The following is a 23,198-nucleotide window of genomic DNA, read 5'->3' as shown; positions in this document are numbered from 1 at the left end:
GGCCCGTGACGCTCGACCCCCGCCAGGAACTGTTCTGCCGCCTGGTCGCCAACGGCGCCACTCCCGCCACCGCGGCGCGCATGATCGGCTACGCCGACCCGGCCGCGGGCGAGACGCTGCTGGCCGAGCCCGGCATGGGCGAGCGGGTAGCCACATTGTCCGCCGCCCGCGAGGCCGGCCACGCCGCCATGTTCGAGCGTCTGGAGGCCTGGCTGTCCCACCTGGTCGAGCATTCCATCGCCAACGGCCAGACCGGCCACGCGCTGCGCGCGATCGACCGCCTGATGCAGCTCCACGGCATGAATGGCAAGGGCAACGGCCGCCTGCCCGCGATCGAGCCGGCCAAGCCCACTCCCGCCCCGATCCTGGACGACCTGGACCTGACCACCCTCCTGCCGTCGGTCCTCCCCGAACCCCAATTGAACCGCCGCGAGCGCCGCGCCCTCAAGTCGATGGCCCGCCGCAAGTAGATTTCACCCCTCTCCCATAGGGAGAGGGAGGGGCCCGCCGCGTAAAGCGGCGGGAGGGTGAGGGGTTACGCCCTCGCCATTACTGAACCACCATCATCTCTCACCCTTCCCATGCTTCGCATGGGCTCCTTCCCTCTCTCGCTAGGAGAGGGAATATTCCCGCATGTCTTTCCGACAAACATCCAGAGCTCCCTCCCCCGCAGGAGAGGGAACTTTCCGCCATCGGCCAGGGGCGCGCCGACCCCACCCCCACACCACCCCCACAAACCCCCACAAACCCCCACAAACCCCCACAAACCCCCACGTTATCGGCGAGGACCATGTGCATTGACGCCCCACCCCCGGGGCACTACTATCTTTCGGATGATCCACGGACTCCGGAAGGGGAGGTGACCCATGGACGTAACCGGTTTCTCGCCGCAGTCGCAGCTGGCCATGATCGGCCTGCGCGCGACTCGCCAGCAGGAGCAGGTCATGGCCCAGGTCGTGATGAACGCGGCGGAAGGTGCCCGCCAGATCGCCGGCTCGTCGCTGGCGACGCCCGCCAAGGGTGCCTCGGCGACCGGAAGGCTGCTCGACGTCACGGCCTGAGACGGCCGTCGATCCTTATCCAGGTCAGCTCGTGCTTGTTGTGGTGTAGGTGCACGACCTCGCTTCCGGGAATCTCCCGGAAGGCGGCGGCCATCGCATGGTCGGTCGGCCCCTGGAACTTGATCGTGCAGACAAAGTTCCCCACGAGCCCGCTGTCGATCCATTCCCGGACCAGCCGGAGCAGCCGCTCCGGATAGCAGATGACGTCGGAGCACAGCCAGCCGACCGGCCCGACCTCGGCCGGGCGCAGCGCGAACGCGCTCTGCCGGCGGAACTCCACCCGCGGCAGGGCGGCGATCGACGGGTCGAGCGGCGCCTTGTCGACGCTGATCACGCGGGCTCCCAGCTCGTGCAGCACCCAGGTCCAGCCGCCCGGGCTCGAGCCGAGGTCCAGGCAGGTTTCCCCCGGGCCGGGGTGGCGGCCCGCGCGCACGAACGCCTCCCACAGCTTCAGGTATGCACGGTTCGGCGGCGCTTCCCTGTTCTCGACGAAGCGCAGCTCGCCGTGGCGGAACGGGCTGGAGCAGCGGGCCGAGGCGATCAGGGCGTTCGCGTCCTCCATCAGCCACGACCCCAGCGGCGCCGGGGGCGCCTCGGCGGGGAAGGGGAGGGGCTTGGCCGAGACGTGGGGCAGGCGCTCCTGGATCAGGCTCGCCCGCCGGTGGTGGCGTACCGCAAGCAGCGCCCAGTTCCGCTGCACCGCGCGCAGGGCGCGCGCCGCCTCGCCGATCGAGGCGAAGCGGATGCGGACGGGGTCGTGCCAGACATTCTCCGCCCAGGCGGCGGGACGGGGCGGGCCTGGCATCAGGACGAGCCGGTCGTGCACCGCGAGCGGCGGTTCCGCCAGCTCGGCCAGCAGGTCGTCGAGGAAGCCTTCGGGGGCGAGATAGCCCGTCGCTCCCAGCGGTTCCGGTACGGTCAGGTCTTGCATCGGCAAGCCATAGCACGGAGGCGGCTGCCGTTTGCAGCCCTCTGGAATTCGACAGGTCGTGCGTGATTCATTGACAGTCATTCTCAATCGCACTATCAAGGATCGATCGGCCATCGGCCCTCGGGACTGACCGCGCAGGACTGACCGCAATGTATGTCTGCCTCTGCCACGCGTTCACGGACAAGCAGGTCGCGCGCATGCTGCAGGACGGCGCGCGGACCACGGCCGGCGTCTACCGCGGCCTCGGCTGCACGCCCCAATGCGGCAAATGCGTCCCGCATGTCCGGCAGATGGTCCGGGAACACAAGGGATGTTCCGACCTCGGCACGCCGTGTGCCGAACCGGCTCGCGTTCCGGCCGACGCGTTCCTGCTCGCGGCCGAGTAGGCCGCGGCGGCGGGCCGCCGCCCGCCGCCGCCCCGGACCCTCAATGAGGCCTGAAACGCTCCTGGGCGATCCGGTCGGCGGCCAGGTTGGTCGGCACGCCTTCGCGCTCCGCCCGCTCGATGATCAGCTTCAGCGTGTCGTGGATGCGCGCGACGTGCCGGAAGGCGCGCTCGCGGTCGTAGCCGCCGGGCTCGCGCTCGTGGCTGATGCTGATGACGCCGCCCGCGTTGATGACGTAGTCGGGGGCGTAGAGGATGCCGCGCCGCGCCAGCTCCACGCCGTGCCGGTCCTCGGCGAGCTGGTTGTTGGCCGCGCCGGCGACGATCGACACCGAGAGGCGGGGCAGGGTGTCGTCGTTGATCACCGCGCCGAGCGCGCAGGGCGCGAACACGTCCGCATCGACGCCGTAGATGGCGTCGGGGTCCACCGCGGTCGCCCCGTGCTCCTCGACGACGCGCGCGACGTTCTCCGGCCAGATGTCGCTGACATACAGCTTGGCGCCCTCGCCGGCCAAGTGCCGGCAGAGGTTCTGGCCGACATGGCCCAGGCCCTGGACCGCGACCCGCACGCCGTCCAGGCTCGTGCGCCGGAGCTTGTGCTCGACCGCGGCGCGGATGCCGGAGAAGACGCCGAAGGCGGTCGCCGGCGACGGGTCGCCGCCGCCATGCGCGACGCCGGCGACGTGGTTGGTGTGCCGGCGGATGACTTCGATGTCCTCCACGGTCGTGCCGACGTCCTCGGCGACGACGTAGCGGCCGCCCAGCGCGTCGACCGCGCGGCCCATCGCCGCCATCAGCCCCGCGGTCTTCGCCGTCCGCGCGTCGCCGATGATCACGGACTTGCCGCCGCCGAGCGGAAGGTCGGCCAGCGCGTTCTTGTAGGTCATGCCGCGCGACAGGCGCAGGGCGTCGTTGATGGCCGACTGCTCGTCCGCATAGGCCCACATGCGGCATCCGCCCAGCGCCGGACCGCGAGTCGTGTCGTGGATAGCGATGATCGCGCGCAGTCCGGTTTCCGGATCGGCCGCAAAAACGACCTGCTCGTGGTTGTCGAAGTCCTGGTCCCCGAATACGGGCATGTAAGTTCCCTCTTATGATGCAATGCAGCAAGAATTCCGTTCGGAACCTTATTGCCGCATTTTTGGTCAGTATTGGGAGACGCTAACCGTTCATCAACAGCCGGAACGGCGGACTTCGAAAAAGCAGGGAAGTGACCTGATGAACCTGGCAATGCCCGTCTTCGGACTTGGTGGTTTCAAGTTTTAGAAATAAAATGTCCGGACAATCGATCGAGGTAGTTCCGCGGCGGAACAGGCCCGGCGCCGCGGCGGGAATCGCATGCTGGTCCGCGACGTGCATGTGGCCCCGGCAGTCACCGGCGCGGGAGGAGGGAGGCGAATGCCCCATCCGATGAAGAAGGCCTATCTGGCGTCCGCCGAGGCGGCGCTGCTTGCCCTCGACGGACGGCTCGACCGCCTGCACGGCGTCGCGGTCCGGCTCCGTTCCGAGGAGCGGCGCCTCGCCGCCGAGCGCATGCTCGACACTCTGCGCGGCATCCGCAACCGCGCGGAGGCCAAGCTGGAGGACGTGCGCCGTGCCCCGGAGGATGCCTGGTCCGGGGTCAAGGTGCACACCGAAGAGGCGATCGCCGAACTGGCGGCCGCGGTCGGCCGGCTCGAATCCCTGCTCCACGCCGAGGCGGCCTGAGCGCGCGGCCCGGACCCTCTGCGCCATCTCCCCCCAATGCGCGGTCGCGCGGCGGCGCCCGCCTCCCTAGTCTGCCGGCTCGTGCCGGAGGGGAGGGAGCCATGGCGGTTCACGTCGGACAGTGCTTCATGAAGGTGGGGGTGCCCTACACCGACATCTGGCAGGTGGTGGCGATCAGGAGCCCCGCCGGCTTCGGGGAGGCGCATGCGCGCCTGACCCGGCTGGAGCGCCCGGCCGATTCGAAGACGGTCTGCGTGTCGGCGCTCGAGGACGGCCGCCTGTACCGGGCGCACGACGCCGGCCAGGTGCTCAAGCGGCGCCTGGGCCCCTGAGCGTTTCCGGACAGGTCCGGAAACCAAGGGGCGCGACCGCGCCCCCGCCCCGCCAGGGGCGCAAGCCGAGCCACGGAGTGGCGCCGGCGCCTGAGGAACACGATACCCCTGAGCGTTTCCGGAAACGCTCAGATCCGCGCGAGGGCGCGTTCCAGGAAGTCGAGCCGGTCCTGCCCCCAGAAGATCTCCCCGTCCAGCACGTAGGAGGGGGCGCCGAAGACCTCGGCCGCGAGCGCCTCGTCGGTCAGGACGTCGCGCCGCGTCCGCATCTCCGGCGTGTCGGCGCTCGCGACGATGCCAGCATCGACGCCGAACGGCGCCGCGACCTCGTGCACGGCCTCGAAGCTGCCCATGTTCCGCTGGTCGACCCAGATCGCGCGCATCACCGCGCCGGCGATGGCGCCCGCGTCCAGGCCCGCGTCCATGGCCGCCATCATCACGAGCGCCGCCGGCTCGTCCGAGGCCGGAAGCCCGGCCGGCTCCAGCACGATCGGGACGCCGAGATGCTCCGACCAGCGCCGCATCTCGACCAGGCGGTAGGCGCGGCGCTGCGGGGCGCGCTTGGGCAGCGGCAGGCCGCCCGAGGCTGGGAAGATCTTCATCAGGTCGAACGGCCGGAACCGGACCGTGGCCCCGGAGCGGCGCGCGATGTCGAGGAACCGCTCGTGGCCGAGATAGGTCCAGGGCGAGTTGACGGTGAAGTAGTAGTCGATCCCAGCAGGCATCTCTCGCATTCCTTCCGCGGCGTCGTCGCGGGTTCCCGCTAGCACATCCGCCCCGGCCCCGCCAGCGCCACCCGCCAGCGCCACCCACCAGCACCACCTGTCAGCACTGCCGGCTTGCAGTGCCATGGACGGACATGCCCCGCCCGGCTAGGATCATCGCCTCGTCCAGGGAGCACGCCTCGTGACCGCATCGACCTTCGTCCCGTCCGTCTGCCCCCACGACTGTCCGAGCACCTGCGCGCTCGACGTCGAGAAGCTCGGCCCCGGGCGGATCGGCAGGGTGCGGGGGGCGGCGAACAGCTACACGGCCGGGGTCGTCTGCGCCAAGGTCGCGCGCTATGCCGAGCGGGTCCACCATCCCGAACGCCTGACCGTGCCGCTCCAGCGCGTCGGCGCCAAGGGCGGGGGCGACTGGCGGCCGGTGTCGTGGGAGGCGGCCCTCGACCTGGTGGCCGAAGCCTTCCTGCGCGCGGCGGAGCGGTACGGCAGCGAGGCCGTCTGGCCCTACTACTATGCCGGCACGATGGGCTACGTGCAGCGCGACGGCATCAACCGGCTGCGCCACGCGATGCGCTATTCCGGGCAGAAGAACACGATCTGCACGGCGCTCGCCGACGCCGGCTGGCTCGCCGGCCACGGTGCCAAGCGCGGCGCCGACCCGCGCGAGATGGCCGAGAGCGACCTGATCGTCGTCTGGGGCGGCAACCCCGTCGCGACCCAGGTCAACGTGATGACGCACATAGCGCGCGCCCGCAAGGAGCGGGGGGCGAAGCTGGTCGTCGTCGATCCCTACCGGACCGGCACCGCGGAGACGGCCGACCTGCACCTGGCGCCGCGCCCCGGCACCGACGGGGCGCTCGCCTGCGCCGTGATGCACGTGCTGTTCCGCGACGGCCTCGCCGACCGCGGCTACCTCGCCCGCCATGCCGACGCGCCGGGCGAGCTGGAGGCGCATCTGCGGACCCGCACTCCCGAATGGGCGGCCGCGATCACCGGCATCCCCGCCGGCGAGATCGAGGCGTTCGCCCGCCTGTACGGGACGACCCCGCGGAGCTTCCTGCGCCTCGGCTACGGCTTCTCGCGCTCGCGCAACGGGGCGGCGCAGATGCATGCCGTCTCCTGCCTGCCTGTCGTGACGGGGGCCTGGTCCCATCGTGGCGGCGGCGCGCTGTACTCCAACTCGTCGATCTACCATCTCGACACGACCTTGATCGAGGGGCGGGACCGCCGCGACCCCTCGGTGCGCGTCATCGACATGTGCAGCATCGGCCCGGCGCTGAACGGCGATGCCGGGGTGTTGTCCGGCGGCCCGCCGGTCGCCGCCATGCTGATACAGAACACCAACCCGGCGGTCGTCGCCCCCGACAGCCGGCTGGTGCGCAGCGGCTTCGCGCGCGAGGACCTGTTCACCTGCGTGCACGAGCAGTTCATGACCGACACGGCGAAGCTCGCCGACGTCGTCCTGCCGGCGACGATGATGATCGAGCACGACGACCTCTACACCGCGGGCGGGCAGATGCATCTCCAGGTCGCCATGCGCCAGGTCGACGCGCCGGGCGAGGCGCGGGAGAACCACTGGGTGATCTGCGAGCTGGCCCGTCGGCTCGGCGCGGAGCATCCCGGCTTCGCGATGACCGCCCGCGAGCTGGTCGACGCGACCCTGCGGGCGTCGGGCTGGCCCGGCGTCGAGGCGATGGAGGCGCTGCGCTGGCTCGACTGCCTGGAGGGCACGGACCACAAGTTCGAGCGGGGCTTCGCGACGCCCGACGGCCGGTTCCGCTTCAAGCCCGACTGGGCGGCGCTCGGCCCGCTGCACGAGGCGATGCCGGCACTGCCCGACCATCTCGCCAACATCGAGGAGGCGGACGGGGAGCATCCGTTCCGCCTGCTGGCGCCGCCGGCCCGACAGTTCCTGAACACGAGCTTCACAGAGACGCCGGGCTCGCGGCGGCGCGAGGGGCGGCCGACGCTGCTGGTCAACGCCGCCGACTGCGCCGCGCTCGGCCTGCGCGAAGGCGACCGGGTGCGCATCGGCAACCGGCGCGGCGACCTGCTGATCCATGTCCGGCCGGTCGAGGGCCAGCAGCAAGGCGTCCTCGTGGCCGAGGGGATCTGGCCCGACGGCGCCTTCGACGAGGGGATCGGCATCAACGTCCTGGTCGGGGCCGATCCGGCGCCGCCCAACGGCGGCGCGGCTTTCCACGACACCGCCGTGTGGTTACGATCGGAATAGGGAGGCGCGCTCTTTCGGTCCCGTCGGAAACCCGAGCGTGCCTTGGCGTTATCACAATGAAGTGCTGATAATGACCTGAACGCGGTTGGGCAGTCCCGGGACGGGAGCCGTCGGAGATCCCCGGGGCCTGCGGGAAAAGGGAGCAGCCATGCCGGACGACGATCGGACACTACCGACATCCGGGTCCTCCCAGGCCGACGTGGACGCCTTCCTGCGCAAGGTCGCGTCCGCGCCGTCCTACAAGGCCTCGGGCGAGCGCGGCCGCCTCATGTTCGGCATGGACGCGACGGCGAGCCGGCAGCCGACCTGGGATCGGGCCTGCCAGATCCAGGCCCAGATGTTCGAGGCGACGGCCGCGCTGGGCGGCCTGGACGTGCAGCTCGTCTTCTACCGCGGCTTCCGGGAATGCCGGGCGAGCCCCTGGGTCTCGAACGCGCGCGACCTGTTGAGCCGCATGACGGCGGTGACCTGCCTGGGCGGCCAGACGCAGATCGGCCGCGTGCTCGCCCATGCGATCAAGGAGACCGGGCGCAACCGCGTCAACGCGCTGGTCTTCGTCGGGGACTGCATGGAGGAGGACGTCGACCGGCTGTGCCACCACGCCGGCGAGCTCGGCCTGCTGAACGTGCCGGTGTTCATGTTCCACGAGGGCGGGGAGCCGGTGGCGCGCAACGCCTTCAGGCAGATCGCCCGGCTGTCGGGCGGCGCCTACTGTCCGTTCGACGCCAGCAGCGCCCAGCAGCTCAAGGACCTGCTGAGCGCGGTCGCCGTCTTCGCCGCCGGCGGCAGGCCGGCGCTCGAGGACTACGGCCGGGGCAAGGCGGAGGCGGTCCGCCAGCTCACGAGCCAGATGGGCCGGCGCTGAGGGCGGGGCATGCTGCCGTTCTTCGTCCTCGGCATCGCGCTGTTCGTCGGCGGCTATCTCCTGGTCCGGGCCTTCGCGGATGCCGATCCGCGCATACTCGCCCGCGGCCTCCGGTGGTTCCTGATCATCATCGGCGTCGTCGCCCTGATCGTGATGACCGTGACCGGGCGGCTCGGCCTGGCGGTCGCCGTGGCCGCGTTCCTGTTCCCGCTGGTCGCGCGTTGGCGGACGGTCGTCAACCGGCTCAAGGCCGCGGCCGGGCCGGCGCAGGGTCAGACGTCGAGCATCCGCACCCGCTTCCTGCACATGCACCTCGACCACGACACCGGCGCCATGTGGGGCGAGGTCGTCCAGGGGCCGCATGCAGGACGCAACCTGGACCAGCTTTCGACCGAGGACATCCTGGACCTGCTGGATGCCTGCCGCAGCGCCGACGCGCAATCGGTCGCGGTCCTGGAGGCCTATCTCGACCGTAACAGGCCTGACTGGCGGGGAACCGGCGCCGGTTCGGGGGCCGGCGCGGGCCCGGAGCAGGGGACCGCGGGCGGCGGAGCCGGGGGCGGCGGTGGCGGCGGTCGTGGCGGCTCGTCCGCGATGACCCGGGAGGAGGCCTACGAAATCCTCGGGGTCGAGCCGGGTGCGCCTCCCGAGGCGATAAAGGAAGCCCATCGTCGCCTGATGCTCAAGATCCACCCCGATCAGGGGGGGTCCACCTATCTTGCGGCCAAGATCAATCAGGCCAAGGATATACTCTTGGGTTCTTAATGGGTTAGTTGCACCCGCCGTAATCCCGTGGCAGAAAATCCGCCCGAAGGTGCAACGCTAGATCCGTTCCTGGGTTTCGCCCCGGTATCAGCACAGAACAGAGAGTCCGATGGCTAGACGAGTGCGCAAGGCGGTGTTTCCGGTCGCGGGAATGGGGACGCGCTTCCTGCCGGCGACCAAGGCCATTCCCAAGGAGATGCTGCCTCTGGTCGACAAGCCGCTGATCCAGCACGCGGTGGAGGAGGCCAGGGCGGCCGGCATCGAGGACATCATCTTCGTCACGAGCCAGGGCAAGAGCGCGATCGAGGACCATTTCGACATCAGCGGCGACCTCAACCGGCTGCTCGAGGCGCGCGGCAAGCGCGAAGCCCTCGAGGCGGTCCAGGCCACCGAGATCGGCTCGGGCAAACTGTTCTATACCCGCCAGCAGCAGCCCCTCGGCCTCGGGCACGCGGTCTGGTGCGCGCGCGAGCTGGTCGGCGACGAGCCCTTCGCGGTGCTGCTGCCCGACGACGTCGTGCTGGCGGGGACGCCCTGCCTGAAGCAGATGGTCGAGGCCTACGACGCGGTCGGCGGCAACGTCGTCGCCGTGGTCGACGTCCCGCGCGAGCACACCAGCCGCTACGGCATCCTGGACGTCGAGCGCGACGACGGCCGCCTCGCCTCGATCCGGGGGCTGGTCGAGAAGCCGAAGCCGGAGGACGCGCCTTCGACGCTCTCGATCATCGGGCGCTACATCCTCCAGCCGGATGTGTTCACCGAACTGGACCGCCAGGAGCGCGGGGCCGGCGGCGAGATCCAGCTGACCGACAGCATGGCCCGGCTGATCGGCCGCCAGCCTTTCCATGGGCTGCGTTTCGAGGGCACGCGCTACGACTGCGGCGACAAGATCGGCTTCCTGGAGGCCAACATCGCGTTCGCCCTCCAGCGTCCCGATATGGCCGACAAGGTTCGCGCCGCGATCGGGCGGCTGCTGTAGAAGCGACGGAAAATCCAAGGAGACCTTCATGCGGATCGCCGTCATTGGCACGGGATATGTCGGGCTCGTGTCCGGCGCCTGTTTCTCCGAGTTCGGCGTGTCGACGATGTGCGTCGACAAGGACGCCGCCAAGATCGAGCGGCTGAGGCGGGGCGAGATCCCGATCTACGAACCCGGGCTCGACGACTTGGTCGCCAAGAACGTCAAGGCCGGGCGCCTTGGCTTCACCACCGACATCGAGCACGCGGTTCCGGAGGCGGACGCCGTGTTCATCGCGGTCGGGACGCCGTCCCGGCGCGGCGACGGCCATGCGGACCTCAGCTACGTCTACGCGGCCGCCGAGGAGATCGCGCTCTACCTCAAGGGCTATACCGTGATCGTGACCAAGTCGACCGTGCCGGTCGGCACCGGCCGCGAGGTCGCGCGCATCGTGCGCCGCACCCGTCCCGACGCGGAGTTCGACGTCGCCTCGAATCCCGAGTTCCTGCGCGAGGGCTCGGCGATCGGCGACTTCATGCGGCCCGACCGGGTCGTGATCGGGACGGACAGCGACCGCGCGCGCGCGGTGATGCGGGCGCTTTACCGTCCCCTCTTCCTGATCGAGACGCCGATCGTCACGACGTCGCTCGAGACGGCGGAGATGATCAAGTATGCCGCCAACACCTTCCTCGCGACCAAGATCACCTTCATCAACGAGATCGCCGACCTGTGCGAGAAGGTCGGGGCGGACGTCCACGACGTCGCCAAGGGCATCGGTCTCGACGGGCGGATCGGGCGAAAGTTCCTGCATCCGGGCCCCGGCTACGGCGGCTCCTGCTTCCCGAAGGACACGCTGGCCCTGGTGCGCACGGGGCAGGACTACGGCTCGCCGCTCCGCATCGTCGAGACAGTGGTCGACGTCAACGACAAGCGCAAGAAGGCGATGGCGTCCCGGATCGTCGAGGCGTGCGGCGGGTCGGTGAAGGGGCGGACGATCGCCGTCCTCGGCGTCTCCTTCAAGCCCAACACCGACGACATGCGCGACGCGCCGTCCCTGGACGTCATTCCCGCGCTCCAGGAGGCGGGGGCGACGGTGCGCGCCTACGACCCGGCGGGCATGGAGGAGGCGACCAAGCTCCTTCCCGGGGTGACCTGGTGCGAGAGCGCCTATGACGCGCTGGCCGACGCCGACGCGGTGACGATCTTGACGGAATGGAACGAGTTCCGGGCTCTCGACCTGAAGCGGGTGCGCGAGCTGATGAAGGCGCCCGTGATGGTCGATCTCAGGAACGTGTACAATCCCGAGGACATGGAGATGGCCGGCTTCAGCTACAGCTGCGTCGGCCGGCCGTCCCGGCTGATGCTGAACGCCGTCGAGAAGGTGCTGACATGAGCGAGGCGCACGAGTTCCATCCCACGGTCCTGCGCGAGTACGACATCCGGGGCATCGTCGGCAAGACCCTGGACGCGGCGGATGCGCGCGCGGTGGGCCGGGCTTTCGGCACGGTCGTTGTGCGTGGAGGCGGCAAGCGCGTCTGCGTCGGCTACGACGGGCGCGAGAGCTCGCCCGAGCTGGAGGCGGCGCTGGTCGAAGGGCTGGCCTCGACCGGCCTGCACGTCGAGAGGATCGGCCTCGGCCCGACGCCGATGCTGTATTTCGCGGTCCGCGACCGGGAGGCCGCCGCCGGCGTGATGATCACCGGCTCCCACAACCCGCCGGAATACAACGGCATCAAGATGATGCTCGGCAAGGGGCCGGTCTACGGGCGCATGATCCTGGAACTCGGCGAGATCGCCGCCAAGGCGGACTTCGTGCAGGGGCAGGGCAGTTCGGAGCAGGTCGACGTCCGCGACGCCTACGTCGCCCGGTTGTTGCGCGATTACGAGGGGCCGCGCGACCTCAAGGTCGCCTGGGATGCCGGGAACGGCGCGACGGGCGAGATGCTGCGCCGCGTGGCCGAGCGGCTGCCGGGAGAGCACGTTCTGCTGTATGCCGACATCGACGGCCGCTTCCCGAACCATCATCCGGACCCGACGGTCGCGGAGAACCTCGTCGACCTGCAGAAGGCGGTGGCCGAGCACGGCTGCGACCTCGGGATCGCCTTCGACGGCGACGGCGACCGCATCGGTGCGATCGACGCCCAGGGACGGATCGTCTGGGGCGACCAGCTCGTCGCGATCTATGCCTCGGAGGTGCTGGCCGACCATCCCGGTGCCACCGTGATCGCCGACGTCAAGGCGAGCCAGACGCTGTTCGACGAGATCGCGCGCCTGGGCGGCAAGCCGCTGATGTGGAAGACCGGGCATTCGCTGCTCAAGGCCAAGATGGCCGAGACCGGCGCGCCGCTGGCCGGCGAGATGAGCGGGCACATCTTCTTCGCCGACAAGTGGTACGGTTTCGACGATGCGATCTACTGCGGCATCCGGCTCGTATCGTTGCTGTCGAAGTCCGGCCGGACGCTGGCGGAACTGCGGGACCGCCTGCCGCCGGTCCTCAACACGCCCGAGACGCGCTTCCAGGTCGACGAGGAGCGCAAGTTCGCGGTCGTCGATGAGGTGAAGGCGAGGCTGAAGGCTGCCGGTGCCGACGTGAACGACATCGACGGCGTGCGTGTCACGACCGAAGACGGCTGGTGGCTGCTGCGTGCCTCCAACACCCAGGATGTGCTGGTAGCCCGGGCCGAGGCGTTCAGCGAGGCCGGCCTGGAGGCATTGAAGGGGATGCTGAGGGACCAGCTCCGTCAGAGCGGCATAGCGACGCCGCCGGGCTTCTGAGGTCTCCTCTCCCGCGCGGGCCGGAAGAGGATGACGTCCTCAGGTGCCGTCGGCCGGGCCGATCGGCAGGCAGGCGATGCCGGCACTGGACAGCTGGCTGCAGGCGGCGCGGGCATCGGCCTCCACGAGACCGACGAGCCGTGCCCGATAGAGCAGTCCGTTGTCGTTGCGTACCGCGCTCAGTTGCTCGGCGGTGCCGGCCAGCAAGGCGGGTACCGCCGCCGCCGCCGCCCGGACGGCGCGGCGGCTCGTCTCCTCGTCGGAGAACGCGCCGACCTGGATCCCCCATTTGCCGGCGGGATCGGTGTCGCCCTCGCCGACCGTCGCGACGTCGGCCAGGCGCTCGGTCAGCGCATCCAGCGCCTGCCCGTCGACGGGTACCAGCGAGGCGAGCGCCACCGCTTCTCCGGGAACGATGCGCGGCAGCGCACCGCCCTGGCCGGGCTTGTGGCCGGGCAGGGGCGGCAGGAACGCGACGAGGGGGCCCTCCTTGCGCACGCGTTCGAACGCTTGGTCCAGCAGGACCTCCATGCGCTTGTCGCGCGTCGCCGCCGAGCGGCCGCCGAACACGACGCCGATCAGGCGTCGGCCATGGCGGACGGCCGAGGACGCGAGATTGAAGCCGGACGCGCGGGTGTAGCCGGTCTTCAGCCCGTCCATGCCGTCATAACGCGCCATCAGGCGGTTGTGGCTGCGATGGGTGACGCCGGCATAGGTGAAGCTGGCCCGGCTGAAATAATGATAGCGCTCTGGAAAATCGTGGATCAGGGCGCGCGACAGCGTCGCCATGTCGCGCGCGGTCGAGCGTTGCCTTGCGTCCGGAAGGCCATGGGGATTCCGGAAGGTGGTCCGGCCCATGCCGAGTGCACGGGCCTTCCTGGTCATCAGGGCGGCAAAATCGGCCTCGCTGCCGCTCAGCCCCTCCGCCAGCACCACGGCGGCGTCGTTGGCCGACTTGGTCACGAGGCCGAGGATCGCCTCCTCGACCCGGATCGTGCTCCCCGGGCGCAGCCCCAGCTTGGTCGGCGCTTGCTTCGCCGCCTTGGGCGACACCCGCAAAGGCGTGTCGAGCTTGATGCGCCCGGCGTCCAAGGCCTCGAAGGTGAGATAGAGCGTCATCATTTTCGTCAGGGAGGCGGGGAAATAAGGTATATCCGCATTCTCCGCGTGGAGAACCCTGCCGGTGTCCGCGTCGATGACGATGGCTGCATATTTGGCGGCCACCTCGCGCGATCCGCCCGAAAGCACGAGCGCCAGCGCTACGAGGAAAGCCAAGCCGGCCCGGCCGACCAGTGAGGAAACCCGGTCAATCACGGTTACGTGTGCCCCCCGAACACCGATTCGCCCAAATTTGACCACAAACGTAAATCTCTGTTGAATCAGTGTCTAGCATTCATTCGTTAATTCGACGTATTCGAACTAGCCTCGATCGGGTGGGGTAGAAGGCTCCGTTGGGCGCACGCGTGCTCGAAAGTGGTTGTGCGGCGCACAAAAAAACTTGACGGGAGCGCTCGGGACCCATACATGACGGTCATGCTGCAGTGCAGCAAACGCTTTGGCGTCGTGATGCCGGCATAGGCTAGGCCGACGACGCCGTCCCGCGGGCGGCGGCCCGCAACTCGGCCGCGCAATGCGCCGGCCGTCCGAGGAAGGAGCCGATCGACATGCCGACCCGTTCACCGAAGACCGAAGACACCGCGAAGGCCACGCTCAAGACCGGGCAGGATGCCGTGCTGAAGGGTTATGAGCAGGCTTTCGGCCTGTCTCAGGGGCGCCTCGAGCAGGCGGGCCAGAATTTCTTCAAGAACTACGGCGAGTTCGCCGCGTTCGGGAAGCAGAACGTCGATGCCCTCGTCCAGTCCGGCACGATCGTCGCGAAGGGCATGGAAGAGCTGAGTCGCGCGATGTTCGGCTTCGCCCAGGCCAGCTTCGAGACGGGGGCGGCGACCGGCAAGGCGATGCTCGGGGTCAGGACGCTGACCGAACTCGTATCCCTGCAGAACGAGTATGCCCGCACGTCGCTGGACAACGTTCTCAACGAGAGCGTGAAGCTGTCCGAGCTGTCGGTGAAGGTCGCCAACGAGGCCCTGGAGCCGATCAGTGCCCGCGTCAGCGCGACGGTCGAGAAGTTTGCAAAGCCCGTCGCCGCTTGAGCCATGCCGGCCCGCCGGGCCGGTACTCCAGCTGACCGGCTTTCCCTGCCGGTTCGAAGGCCCGGCCGTCCATGACGGCCGGGCCTTCGTGCGTCATATTCCGAGGTAGGAACTCCATGGTCCCGGCCGTGTTGACGAAGAAGGTGCCCGCTACGGCCCGTCGCCGGACCATCTCCGGAACGGATTTCGGAACCCGTCCGTCCCGCCCGACATGCGGCATCCCGCCGCGGGCAGGACCCCCCGGCCGTCGGTAGGTACCCTGGCGGAGGCTGCATCCCGACACGTCGGCCCTTCCATGTGCAGAAGGAATTCTCATATTATCGGCAGAGGATGTTCTTCGCGATGAATGCCAGCACAACCCATGGCCGATACCGACAAGCACGGAAACGAGGGCACAACGACCGGCGTGGTTGTGAAAGCCAAGCCGAAATCGAAGAAACCTTCGATGTACAAGGTGCTTATGTTGAACGACGACTATACTCCGATGGAGTTCGTCGTTCACGTCCTGGAGCGGTTTTTCAGCAAAACCCGCGAAGAAGCTACCCAGATCATGCTCCACGTCCATCGGCGCGGAGTGGGCATATGCGGCGTGTTCACCTACGAGGTCGCGGAGACGAAGGTCACCCAGGTGATGGACTTCGCTCGGCAGCATCAGCATCCTCTACAGTGCACTTTGGAGAAGGATTAGCCCGGCATGCTCTCGCGTAACCTCGAGCAATCCCTGCACCGAGCCCTTGCGTACGCCAACGAGCGCCGTCACGAATACGCTACCCTCGAGCATCTCCTGCTCGCGCTGACCGAGGACCAGGACGCCGTGGCCGTCCTGCGTGCATGCGGCGTCGAGATCGACAAGCTGCGTGGAGACCTCAACGACTATCTCGACAACGAGCTCGCCAACCTGATCACGAACCGGCCGGACGACGCGAAGCCGACGGCCGGCTTCCAGAGGGTGCTGCAACGGGCCGCGATCCACGTCCAATCCTCCGGGCGCGAGGAAGTGACGGGAGCGAATGTGCTCGTTGCGCTGTTCTCTGAACGCGAGAGCCATGCGGTCTATTTCCTGCAGGAGCAGGAAATGACCCGGTTCGACGCGGTGAACTACATCTCTCACGGGATCGCGAAGGCCCCCGGCCGTGCGGAAACGCGACGGGTTTCGGGAGCCGACGAGGACGCAGCGGCGGAGAAGGTCGTGAAGAAGGGCACCGAGGCACTCGAGGCGTACTGCGTCAACCTGAACAAGAAGGCGGCCAGCGGGAAGATCGATCCGCTGATCGGCCGGGAACAGGAGGTGGAGCGCACCATCCAGATCCTTTGCCGTCGCTCGAAGAACAACCCGCTCTACGTGGGTGACCCGGGCGTCGGCAAGACCGCGATCGCGGAAGGGCTGGCGCGTCGCATCGTCCACGGCGAGGTGCCGGACGTCTTGCAGACGGCGACGATCTACGCTCTCGACATGGGTGCGCTGCTGGCGGGTACCCGCTACCGCGGCGACTTCGAGGAGCGGTTGAAGGCCGTGCTGTCGGAGCTGGAGGCGCAGGACAACTCGGTCCTGTTCATCGACGAGATCCATACCGTGATCGGCGCGGGCGCCACGTCGGGCGGCGCGATGGACGCGTCCAACCTGCTGAAGCCGGCGCTTGCCAGCGGCACGCTGCGCTGCATCGGCTCGACCACCTACAAGGAATACCGGAACTATTTCGAGAAGGACCGGGCACTCGTCCGGCGCTTCCAGAAGATCGATGTCAATGAGCCGACGGTCGAGGACGCGATCAAGATCCTCCAGGGTCTGAAGCCCTACTACGAGAAGTACCACCGCGTCCGCTACCACAACGACGCGATTCGCTCGGCGGTCGAGTTGTCGGCGCGCTACATCGGCGACCGCAAGCTGCCGGACAAGGCGATCGACATCATCGACGAGGTCGGGGCCGCGCAGATGCTGCTGCCGGAGTCGCGGCGCAAGAAGACCATCTCGGTCAAGGACGTCGAGGCCGTGGTAGCCAAGATCGCCCGCATCCCCCCGAAATCGGTCAGCCGCGACGATCGCGAGGTGCTCCTGAACCTCGAACGCGATCTGCGGACCATGGTCTTCGGCCAGGACAAGGCGATCGACGCGCTCACTTCCGCGATCAAGCTGGCCCGCGCGGGTCTGCGCGACGCGGAGAAGCCGATCGGCAACTACCTGTTCTCCGGTCCGACCGGCGTCGGCAAGACCGAGGTGGCGCGTCAGCTCGCCCGCACGCTCGGCATCGAGCTGACCCGGTTCGACATGTCGGAGTACATGGAGCGCCATACGGTCAGCCGGCTGATCGGCGCACCACCGGGCTATGTCGGCTTCGACCAAGGAGGCTTGCTGACCGATGCCGTCGACCAGCATCCGCACTGCGTGTTGCTGCTGGACGAGATCGAGAAGGCGCATCCGGACCTGTACAACATCCTGCTGCAGGTGATGGACCACGGGAAGCTTACCGACCACAACGGCAAGACGGTCGACTTCCGCAACGTGATCCTGATCATGACCACGAACGCCGGAGCCGCGGATCTAGCGAAGCCGGTCATCGGCTTCGAGCGGGAGAAGCGGGTCGGCGAGGATCTGGAGGCGATCAACAAGCTGTTCACGCCGGAGTTCCGCAACCGCCTTGACGCGATCATCCCCTTCTCCGCGCTCAGCAAGGAGGTAATCTCGCAAGTCGTCGACAAGTTCGTGATCCAGCTGGAAGCTCAGCTTGGCGACCGCGGCGTCACGATCGAGCTGTCGGACCAAGCGCGGGAGTGGTTGGGCAACAAGGGCTACGACCCGCTCTACGGCGCCCGTCCGCTCGCCCGTGTGATCCAGGAAAGCATCAAGAAGCCGCTGGCAGAGGAGCTGTTGTTCGGAAGGCTGGCAAAGGGCGGCATCGTCCAGGTCACGGTCGCGGACGACAAGCTGGTGTTCACGTATCCCGAGCCGCCGCGCGCGGAAGAACCGGAGAAGGTCCCCGAAATGGTGGAGTGACCCGCAGGCGGGTTGCGGTCCGTAGGGGAATTGGACGGGGGCGGAGCTTTCGAGCTCCGCCCTTTTTTATCGAGGATCTCGGCGGCCGGTTCTCCTCAGTGTCCGCTTTCCGCAGCGCCTTCGGTGACCTGAGGCTTGCGCCGGGAGCGCCGGGACAGCAGGTTCAATGCCTCGACGAAGGCGGAGAAGGCCATGGCGGCGTAGATATAGCCCTTCGGCACATGCGCACCGAAGCCTTCGGCGATCAGGGTCGTGCCGATCAGCAGCAGGAAGCCCAGAGCCAGCATCACGATCGTCGGGTTCCGGTGGATGAAGTTGGCAAGAGGCGTGGCTGCGAGCAGCATCACGCCGACCGCCACCAGCACGGCCACCACCATGATGGGGATGTGATCGGTCATGCCGACCGCGGTGATGATGCTGTCGATCGAGAAGACGAGATCCAGCAGCAGGATCTGGCCGACCGCGGCTGCCATGCCCATGGTGGCCTTGCGCGAATCGAACATGTCCGCTCCCGGGTCGGGATCGACGTTATGATGGATCTCCTTGGTCGCCTTCCAGACCAGGAACAGCCCACCGGCGATCAGGATCAGATCGCGCCAGGAGAAGCCGTGGCCGAACGCCGTGAAGACCGGCGCGGTGAGGCCGACGATTATCGCGACCGTGCCAAGCAAGACGAGGCGCAGGATCAGTGCCCCGCCGATGCCGATGCGCCGCGCCCGCTCGCGCTGATGTTCCGGCAGCTTGTTGGTCAGGATCGAGATGAAGATCAGATTGTCGATGCCGAGCACGACCTCCATGGCGATGAGCGTGGCAAGCGCGGCCCACGCCGCCGGAGACCCGGCCAGTTCGATCAGATACTCCATGTGTTCGATCCCTTCGTTCGTTCGTCCGAGGCACGAGACATCTACAGCCAGCATACGAAAAAGTCTTCCGGCAAGATCGGCGATCGGGTTTGCGCCGGTCCGCCCACGTGGTATAGCCCCAGGACGGGCCCTGTCGGAGGACGGACGTGGCGAGGACCTACAGTCGCAAGGAGGTCGAGGGGCTGCTCACGGCCCTGGAGCGCCAGGCGCGCGAGGCGGCGGCACTTGCCAAGCAGGCTCAGAGCGACGCGGCACGCCAGAGCTTCAATTCCTACCGGCTGTTCCGGGACAAGGTCGGAGAATTCAAGGCGCTGTGCATCCTGATCGAGGCGCGGCTGCGCAATATCGAGGACGTACGGGTCGACGACCTCCGACAGGAGTTCGACCGCCTGGACACGCTGCTGATGGCCGTCCTGGTCAAGGCGAGCATGCGCTTCTTTTTCGTGCTGTCAGCCAACACGGTCCTGCCGTTGGGGGCGCGGGAGATTTTCATCTCGGAACTGCGCAGCCTCTACGAGGCTCACGAGAAGCTGCGTCGGCCGGAGTACGAAGGCAAGCTCGGCAGCCAGATCATGGGTGACCTGGAAACGGCGGAGGCTATCCTGGAGGAAATCATCCATAAAGCACCCGGACTGCTGCGGTTTGGAGCCGCGGCATGACCCGGCTGCTCGCGGGGGTTCGCGTCATCGACCTGAGCCAGTACATTCCCGGTCCTTTCGCCGCGCAGATCCTGGCCGATCTCGGAGCCGACGTCGTCAAGGTGGAGCCGCCGGACGGCGAACCGATGCGTCGCCTGGGCGAGGTCGACGAGGATGGACTGACGCCGGGATACAAACTCGTGAACGCCGGAAAGTCCGTGCTGCGCCTCGACCTCAAGGATGAGGAGGGGCGCCGGACGTTCGCGGAACTGCTATCGCGGGCGGACGTGCTGGTGGAAAGCTATCGTCCCGGCACGCTGGAGCGCCTCGGCTTCGGCCGGGAGCGGCTGGCCGAACTGAACTCCGGCCTGGTCCACGTCGCGCTGTCGGGCTGGGGCCAGGACGGCCCGTACCGGTTGAGGGCAGGGCACGACGTCACCTATATGGCCGTCGGAGGCGGCCTCGCCATTTCGGGGACATCCGAGGCGCCCCGCATGGCCTTTCCGCCGACCGCCGATTACGCGGCGGCGGTCCAGGCGGCACTTGCGGCGGTGGCCGGCCTGTTCCACCGTGGTCGCGGCGCGGACGGAATGCTTCTCGACGTCAGCCTGATGGAGACGGTGCTCGCTTGGCAGGGCCCGAGCTTGACCGCCGCGGCGCGTGGCACCCCACTTCCGCGGGCGGGCGGCATGATCTCGGGCGGTGCCGCCTGGTATCAGGTCTACCGCACCGCTGACGACCGCTTCATGGCGGTGGGCGCGATCGAGCACAAGTTCTGGCACGCGTTCTGCGGTGCCGTGGAACGGCCGGATTGGATTGCCCGCCACGCGGAACCGATGCCGCAGCACGCGCTGGCCGCCGAGGTCGCGGCCCTGTTCGCCTCGCAACCGCTGGCCCACTGGGCGGCGTTATTCGATCGCGTCGATTGCTGCGTCGAGCCGGTGCTGGACCCCACGGAGGTGCCGGACCATCCCCACGTCCGGGAGCGGGGGCAGATCCGTGCCCGGGATGGACTCGTCGAGGCGCTGTTCGGCCTCAGGGTCGACGGCGGTCCGCCGGCCCTGCGCGCGCCGGTCCGGGATGTGGAGGTCGCCGAGATAATGGCGGCTTGGCGAGGCTGAGCCAGCGGGAGGAATGATTGGACCACGAGCGGTTCATGCGGCAGGCGATCGAGCTCAGCCGCCGCAAGATGCGGGAAGGAGCCGGCGGCCCTTTCGGGGCCGTGGTCGTGAGGGACGGCGTGGTTGTCGGCGAAGGCTGGAACCAGGTCACCTCTGCCAACGACCCGACCGCGCATGCCGAGGTCGTGGCCATCCGCGACGCGTGCCGGCGACTCGGTACCTTCAGTCTGCGGGGTTGCAGCATCTACACGAGCTGCGAGCCCTGCCCGATGTGCCTGTCGGCGATCTACTGGGCACGGCTCGACCGGATGTTCTACGCGAACACCCGGGACGAAGCGGCTGCGATCGGCTTCGACGACGCCTTCCTGTACGAGGAGGTCGCGCTCCCGATGCCGAGCCGCTCGCTGTCGACCGCAAGGCTGCTCGGCCGGGAGGCCATGGACGTCTTCGAGGAATGGGACGCCAAGCCGGACAGGATTCCCTACTGAACGCCTAGCGGTTTTGTCCATCCTCCAGGCGAAACGGGCTTTCCTCCATCAAAAGATCTATCTGGCGGAGCATGGCCGGCCGCTCGCGATCGAGAAAGTCGGCGACGCCCCGGCGCAGGGCTGGATCGGCGATCCAATGGGCGCTGTAGGTCGGGGCCGGCAAGTAGCCGCGTTGGATCTTGTGTTCGCCCTGGGCTCCCGCCTCCACCCGGGCCAACCCGGCTTCGATCGCGAAATCGATCGCCCGGTAGTAGCAGGCTTCGAAGTGGAGGTGACGGTACTCGCCGGCCGAGCCCCAGTTGCGGCCGTAGAGCGTGTCTGCGCCACGCAGGTTCAAGGCGCCGGCAACCCATTCGCCGTCGTCCCGGGCCATGACCAGGACGACGGCCTCGCCCATTGCCGATCCCAGCCGATGGAAGAAGTCGCGCGTGAGATAGGCTTGACCCCATTTCCGGTCGATCGTGTCCTGGTAGAAGCCGTAGAAGGCGTCCCAGTGCTCCGCTCGGATATTGGCGCCGGTCAAGGTCTCGATGCTCACGCCGCTCTCCGCGACGGCGCGCCGCTCCTTGCGGATCGCTTTGCGCTTGCGGCTGTTCAAGGCGGCCAGAAAGTCTTCGAAGCTGGAATAGCCGGCATTGTGCCAATGATACTGGTGGCCGATGCGCTGGAGCCAGCCGGCTTGGCCCAACGCGTTCCATTCCGCTTCCGTGGGGAAGGTGACGTGAACGGAGGAGACGTCGAGGCGCTGGGCCACCTGCTCCATGCCTCGGATCAACAGGGGCATGCAGGCCGGCGGGGCGTCGGGCCGCATCAGGAGGCGCGGCCCCGTTGCCGGCGTGAACGGCACCGAGACCTGGAGCTTGGGGTAGTAGCGCCCGCCCGCCTGCTCGTAGGCATTGGCCCAGCCGAAGTCGAAGACGTACTCCCCGTAGGAATGTCCCTTCACGTACATCGGCACCGCGGCCAGAAGCTGCCCGCTCGAATCCCGCAGTACGAGATGGCGGGGCAGCCAGCCGGTTCGCCGGCCGGTTGAGCCGCTATCCTCGAGAGCCGACAGGAACGCATGGCTGACGAAGGGGTTGGCATCACCGGCGCAGGCATCCCATTGCGCCGCATCGACGGCGCCGATCCCGGCGACCAGGTCCAGCGTCAGCCCGTCCCCTTCGGGCATGCTCACCCCACCTCGATGATCGCGTCGACCTCGACGGCCGCGCCCAACGGCAGGGACGGGGCGCCGACTGCGAATCGGGCATGCCGCCCGATATCCCCGAACACCTCGATCATCAACTCCGATGCACCGTTGACCACCTTGGGGTGGTCGGTGAAGTCGGCCGTGCAGGCGACGAAGCCTCCCAGTTTCAGGACGCGCCGCACCGAATCGAGGTTGCCACAGGCATTGCGGATGTGAGCCAGGATGTTGAGTCCGCACAAGCGTGCAGCGGCCTGGGCGTCCTCCAGCTTAACGTCGCGCCCGAGCAGGCCTTTGCAGCGCAGTTCACCCTTCCACATCGGAAGCTGGCCCGAGATGTAGAGCGTATTGCCGGAGCGCGTCACGGGCACGTAGGCCGCCACCGGAGCGGAGCCTTCCGGCAGTTCGATGTTCAATTCGCGCAGTCGGGCCTCGATCGAACCGGTCATGATGTCACCGCTCCCTGGTGTTGGATTGTCTCGTGCAGACGATACCCCGTCGAGGGCGCCGCTTGAACTGCCACGATCACTCCGCACCGGGTATCGGCTCCGCCGGCTTCAGGCGGCTGCGGTTGAGCTCGCCCGCAGCCTCAAGGATCGGGTGGGCCGCCGATGCCACATGGGCGTGGATACGCTTCAGGTCGCGCAACACGTCGAGATGCAGCGCGCTGGTCTCGATGCTCTCGATCCTGCCGCTGCGCAGTCGGGCCAGATGGCTTTGGACGGCCGCCCGCTCCAGATATCGGAACTCATCCTTTTCGGCGATCAGACGGCGAGCCGCCTTGACGTCTCTCGACAAGAAGACGCCGAGCGCCAGCTGCAGGTTGTTCGCGAGGCGCTCGTGCAAGGAGTGGATGTCCTGAAGCCCGGCATCCGAGAAGGCGAGCCGGTTGCGGATCTTCTTCGCCGCGAGTTCCATCAGGTTGCGGACGATGATGTCGCCGACATGCTCCAGGTTGGTCGTGAAGGTCACGATCTCTTCGAAGCGGCTGTTTTCCTTTTCGTCCAGGCCTTCCCG

The 23,198-nt window shown here is 68.1% G+C and carries 25 protein-coding genes; 17 read left to right on the top strand and 8 right to left on the bottom strand.

Annotated elements, in window-relative coordinates; all coding sequences use genetic code 11:
• Positions 1–470 (top strand): hypothetical protein (locus VGO20_RS10940; RefSeq protein ID WP_327502373.1); only part of this gene is annotated, 470 nt, incomplete at its 5' end.
• A 396-nt stretch (positions 471–866) separates the two neighbouring features.
• The gene (locus VGO20_RS10935) at positions 867–1,061 is read left to right on the top strand and encodes a hypothetical protein (RefSeq protein WP_327502372.1); all 195 of its coding nucleotides are present in this window, start codon (positions 867–869) and stop codon (positions 1,059–1,061) included.
• On the opposite strand, the gene VGO20_RS10930 is transcribed toward VGO20_RS10935, so the two are convergent.
• Positions 1,051–1,992, bottom strand: coding sequence for an SAM-dependent methyltransferase (locus VGO20_RS10930; protein WP_327502371.1), 942 nt, complete (start codon positions 1,990–1,992; stop codon positions 1,051–1,053). The two genes, VGO20_RS10935 and VGO20_RS10930, sit on opposite strands and share 11 nt — an antisense overlap.
• A gap of 149 nt (positions 1,993–2,141) precedes the next feature.
• Here VGO20_RS10930 and VGO20_RS10925 point away from each other — a divergent pair, with 149 nt between their 5' ends.
• A complete protein-coding gene (locus VGO20_RS10925; protein WP_327502370.1) occupies positions 2,142–2,378 on the top strand; it encodes a (2Fe-2S)-binding protein in 237 nt (78 codons plus the stop codon).
• Between the two features lie 40 nt (positions 2,379–2,418).
• Here VGO20_RS10925 and VGO20_RS10920 read toward each other — a convergent pair whose 3' ends face one another.
• Complete coding sequence (locus VGO20_RS10920) at positions 2,419–3,456, bottom strand: Leu/Phe/Val dehydrogenase (protein WP_327502369.1); 1,038 nt, start codon at positions 3,454–3,456, stop codon at positions 2,419–2,421.
• A gap of 319 nt (positions 3,457–3,775) precedes the next feature.
• Here VGO20_RS10920 and VGO20_RS10915 point away from each other — a divergent pair, with 319 nt between their 5' ends.
• Both VGO20_RS10915 and VGO20_RS10910 read left to right on the top strand, forming a co-directional pair.
• Positions 3,776–4,084, top strand: a complete 309-nt coding sequence (locus VGO20_RS10915; protein WP_327502368.1) for a sll1863 family stress response protein — start codon at positions 3,776–3,778, stop codon at positions 4,082–4,084.
• A gap of 101 nt (positions 4,085–4,185) precedes the next feature.
• Positions 4,186–4,416, top strand: a complete 231-nt coding sequence (locus tag VGO20_RS10910) for a hypothetical protein (protein WP_327502367.1) — start codon at positions 4,186–4,188, stop codon at positions 4,414–4,416.
• A gap of 128 nt (positions 4,417–4,544) precedes the next feature.
• On the opposite strand, the gene VGO20_RS10905 is transcribed toward VGO20_RS10910, so the two are convergent.
• On the bottom strand, positions 4,545–5,141 hold the full coding sequence (locus tag VGO20_RS10905) for a 2-hydroxychromene-2-carboxylate isomerase (RefSeq protein ID WP_327502366.1): 597 nt from the start codon (positions 5,139–5,141) through the stop codon (positions 4,545–4,547).
• A 181-nt stretch (positions 5,142–5,322) separates the two neighbouring features.
• Between VGO20_RS10905 and VGO20_RS10900 the strand changes: the two genes are divergently transcribed.
• The 6 genes from VGO20_RS10900 to pgmG all read left to right on the top strand — a co-directional run bounded on the left by VGO20_RS10900 (position 5,323) and on the right by pgmG (position 12,737).
• Positions 5,323–7,374, top strand: coding sequence for a molybdopterin oxidoreductase family protein (locus VGO20_RS10900; protein WP_327502365.1), 2,052 nt, complete (start codon positions 5,323–5,325; stop codon positions 7,372–7,374).
• Positions 7,375–7,522: 148 nt separating this feature from the next.
• Complete coding sequence (locus tag VGO20_RS10895) at positions 7,523–8,239, top strand: vWA domain-containing protein (protein ID WP_327502364.1); 717 nt, start codon at positions 7,523–7,525, stop codon at positions 8,237–8,239.
• A 9-nt stretch (positions 8,240–8,248) separates the two neighbouring features.
• Positions 8,249–9,004, top strand: coding sequence for a DnaJ domain-containing protein (locus VGO20_RS10890; RefSeq protein ID WP_327502363.1), 756 nt, complete (start codon positions 8,249–8,251; stop codon positions 9,002–9,004).
• 109 nt (positions 9,005–9,113) lie between these two features.
• Positions 9,114–9,983, top strand: coding sequence for a UTP--glucose-1-phosphate uridylyltransferase GalU (galU, locus tag VGO20_RS10885; RefSeq protein ID WP_327502362.1), 870 nt, complete (start codon positions 9,114–9,116; stop codon positions 9,981–9,983).
• 28 nt (positions 9,984–10,011) lie between these two features.
• Positions 10,012–11,355, top strand: coding sequence for a UDP-glucose dehydrogenase family protein (locus VGO20_RS10880; protein WP_327502360.1), 1,344 nt, complete (start codon positions 10,012–10,014; stop codon positions 11,353–11,355).
• Entirely contained in the window at positions 11,352–12,737 is a 1,386-nt protein-coding gene (gene pgmG / locus VGO20_RS10875) for a phosphoglucomutase/phosphomannomutase PgmG (protein ID WP_327502359.1), read from the top strand. The genes VGO20_RS10880 and pgmG overlap by 4 nt, the downstream gene beginning before the upstream one ends.
• A gap of 39 nt (positions 12,738–12,776) precedes the next feature.
• On the opposite strand, the gene VGO20_RS10870 is transcribed toward pgmG, so the two are convergent.
• Complete coding sequence (locus tag VGO20_RS10870; RefSeq protein ID WP_327502358.1) at positions 12,777–14,051, bottom strand: D-alanyl-D-alanine carboxypeptidase family protein; 1,275 nt, start codon at positions 14,049–14,051, stop codon at positions 12,777–12,779.
• A gap of 350 nt (positions 14,052–14,401) precedes the next feature.
• On the opposite strand from VGO20_RS10870, the gene VGO20_RS10865 reads away from it, so the two are divergent.
• From VGO20_RS10865 to clpA, 3 genes are all read left to right on the top strand, one after another.
• Positions 14,402–14,890 carry a phasin family protein gene (locus VGO20_RS10865; protein WP_327502357.1) on the top strand — a complete coding sequence of 163 codons (489 nt, stop codon included), beginning with the start codon at positions 14,402–14,404 and terminating at the stop codon, positions 14,888–14,890.
• 361 nt (positions 14,891–15,251) lie between these two features.
• Complete coding sequence (gene clpS, locus VGO20_RS10860; protein WP_327502356.1) at positions 15,252–15,578, top strand: ATP-dependent Clp protease adapter ClpS; 327 nt, start codon at positions 15,252–15,254, stop codon at positions 15,576–15,578.
• A 6-nt stretch (positions 15,579–15,584) separates the two neighbouring features.
• Complete coding sequence (gene clpA / locus VGO20_RS10855) at positions 15,585–17,882, top strand: ATP-dependent Clp protease ATP-binding subunit ClpA (protein WP_327502355.1); 2,298 nt, start codon at positions 15,585–15,587, stop codon at positions 17,880–17,882.
• Positions 17,883–17,977: 95 nt separating this feature from the next.
• Here clpA and VGO20_RS10850 read toward each other — a convergent pair whose 3' ends face one another.
• The gene (locus tag VGO20_RS10850; protein WP_327502354.1) at positions 17,978–18,745 is read right to left on the bottom strand and encodes a TerC family protein; all 768 of its coding nucleotides are present in this window, start codon (positions 18,743–18,745) and stop codon (positions 17,978–17,980) included.
• A gap of 146 nt (positions 18,746–18,891) precedes the next feature.
• Here VGO20_RS10850 and VGO20_RS10845 point away from each other — a divergent pair, with 146 nt between their 5' ends.
• Genes VGO20_RS10845 through VGO20_RS10835 form a run of 3 tightly spaced genes read left to right on the top strand, consistent with a single transcriptional unit; the run spans position 18,892 to position 20,992 of the window.
• Entirely contained in the window at positions 18,892–19,404 is a 513-nt protein-coding gene (locus VGO20_RS10845) for a hypothetical protein (RefSeq protein WP_327502353.1), read from the top strand.
• Complete coding sequence (locus VGO20_RS10840; protein ID WP_327502351.1) at positions 19,401–20,504, top strand: CaiB/BaiF CoA transferase family protein; 1,104 nt, start codon at positions 19,401–19,403, stop codon at positions 20,502–20,504. Before VGO20_RS10845 ends, VGO20_RS10840 begins: the two co-directional genes overlap by 4 nt.
• A 17-nt stretch (positions 20,505–20,521) precedes the next feature.
• Complete coding sequence (locus tag VGO20_RS10835; protein WP_327502350.1) at positions 20,522–20,992, top strand: nucleoside deaminase; 471 nt, start codon at positions 20,522–20,524, stop codon at positions 20,990–20,992.
• 4 nt (positions 20,993–20,996) lie between these two features.
• Here VGO20_RS10835 and VGO20_RS10830 read toward each other — a convergent pair whose 3' ends face one another.
• From VGO20_RS10830 to VGO20_RS10820, 3 genes are all read right to left on the bottom strand, one after another.
• Entirely contained in the window at positions 20,997–22,163 is a 1,167-nt protein-coding gene (locus VGO20_RS10830; protein WP_327502349.1) for a GNAT family N-acetyltransferase, read from the bottom strand.
• Between the two features lie 2 nt (positions 22,164–22,165).
• Entirely contained in the window at positions 22,166–22,630 is a 465-nt protein-coding gene (locus tag VGO20_RS10825) for a RidA family protein (RefSeq protein ID WP_327502348.1), read from the bottom strand.
• 76 nt (positions 22,631–22,706) lie between these two features.
• The coding region (locus VGO20_RS10820) for a PhoU domain-containing protein (protein WP_327502347.1) at positions 22,707–23,198 on the bottom strand (492 nt) is incomplete at its 5' end.

It is taken from the genome of Arenibaculum sp. (assembly GCF_035998295.1).
Taxonomy (GTDB): domain Bacteria; phylum Pseudomonadota; class Alphaproteobacteria; order Azospirillales; family Azospirillaceae; genus DASYHS01.
The sequence above is the reverse complement of the archived record's forward strand: the minus strand, read 5'-3'. Positions and strand labels throughout refer to the sequence as shown.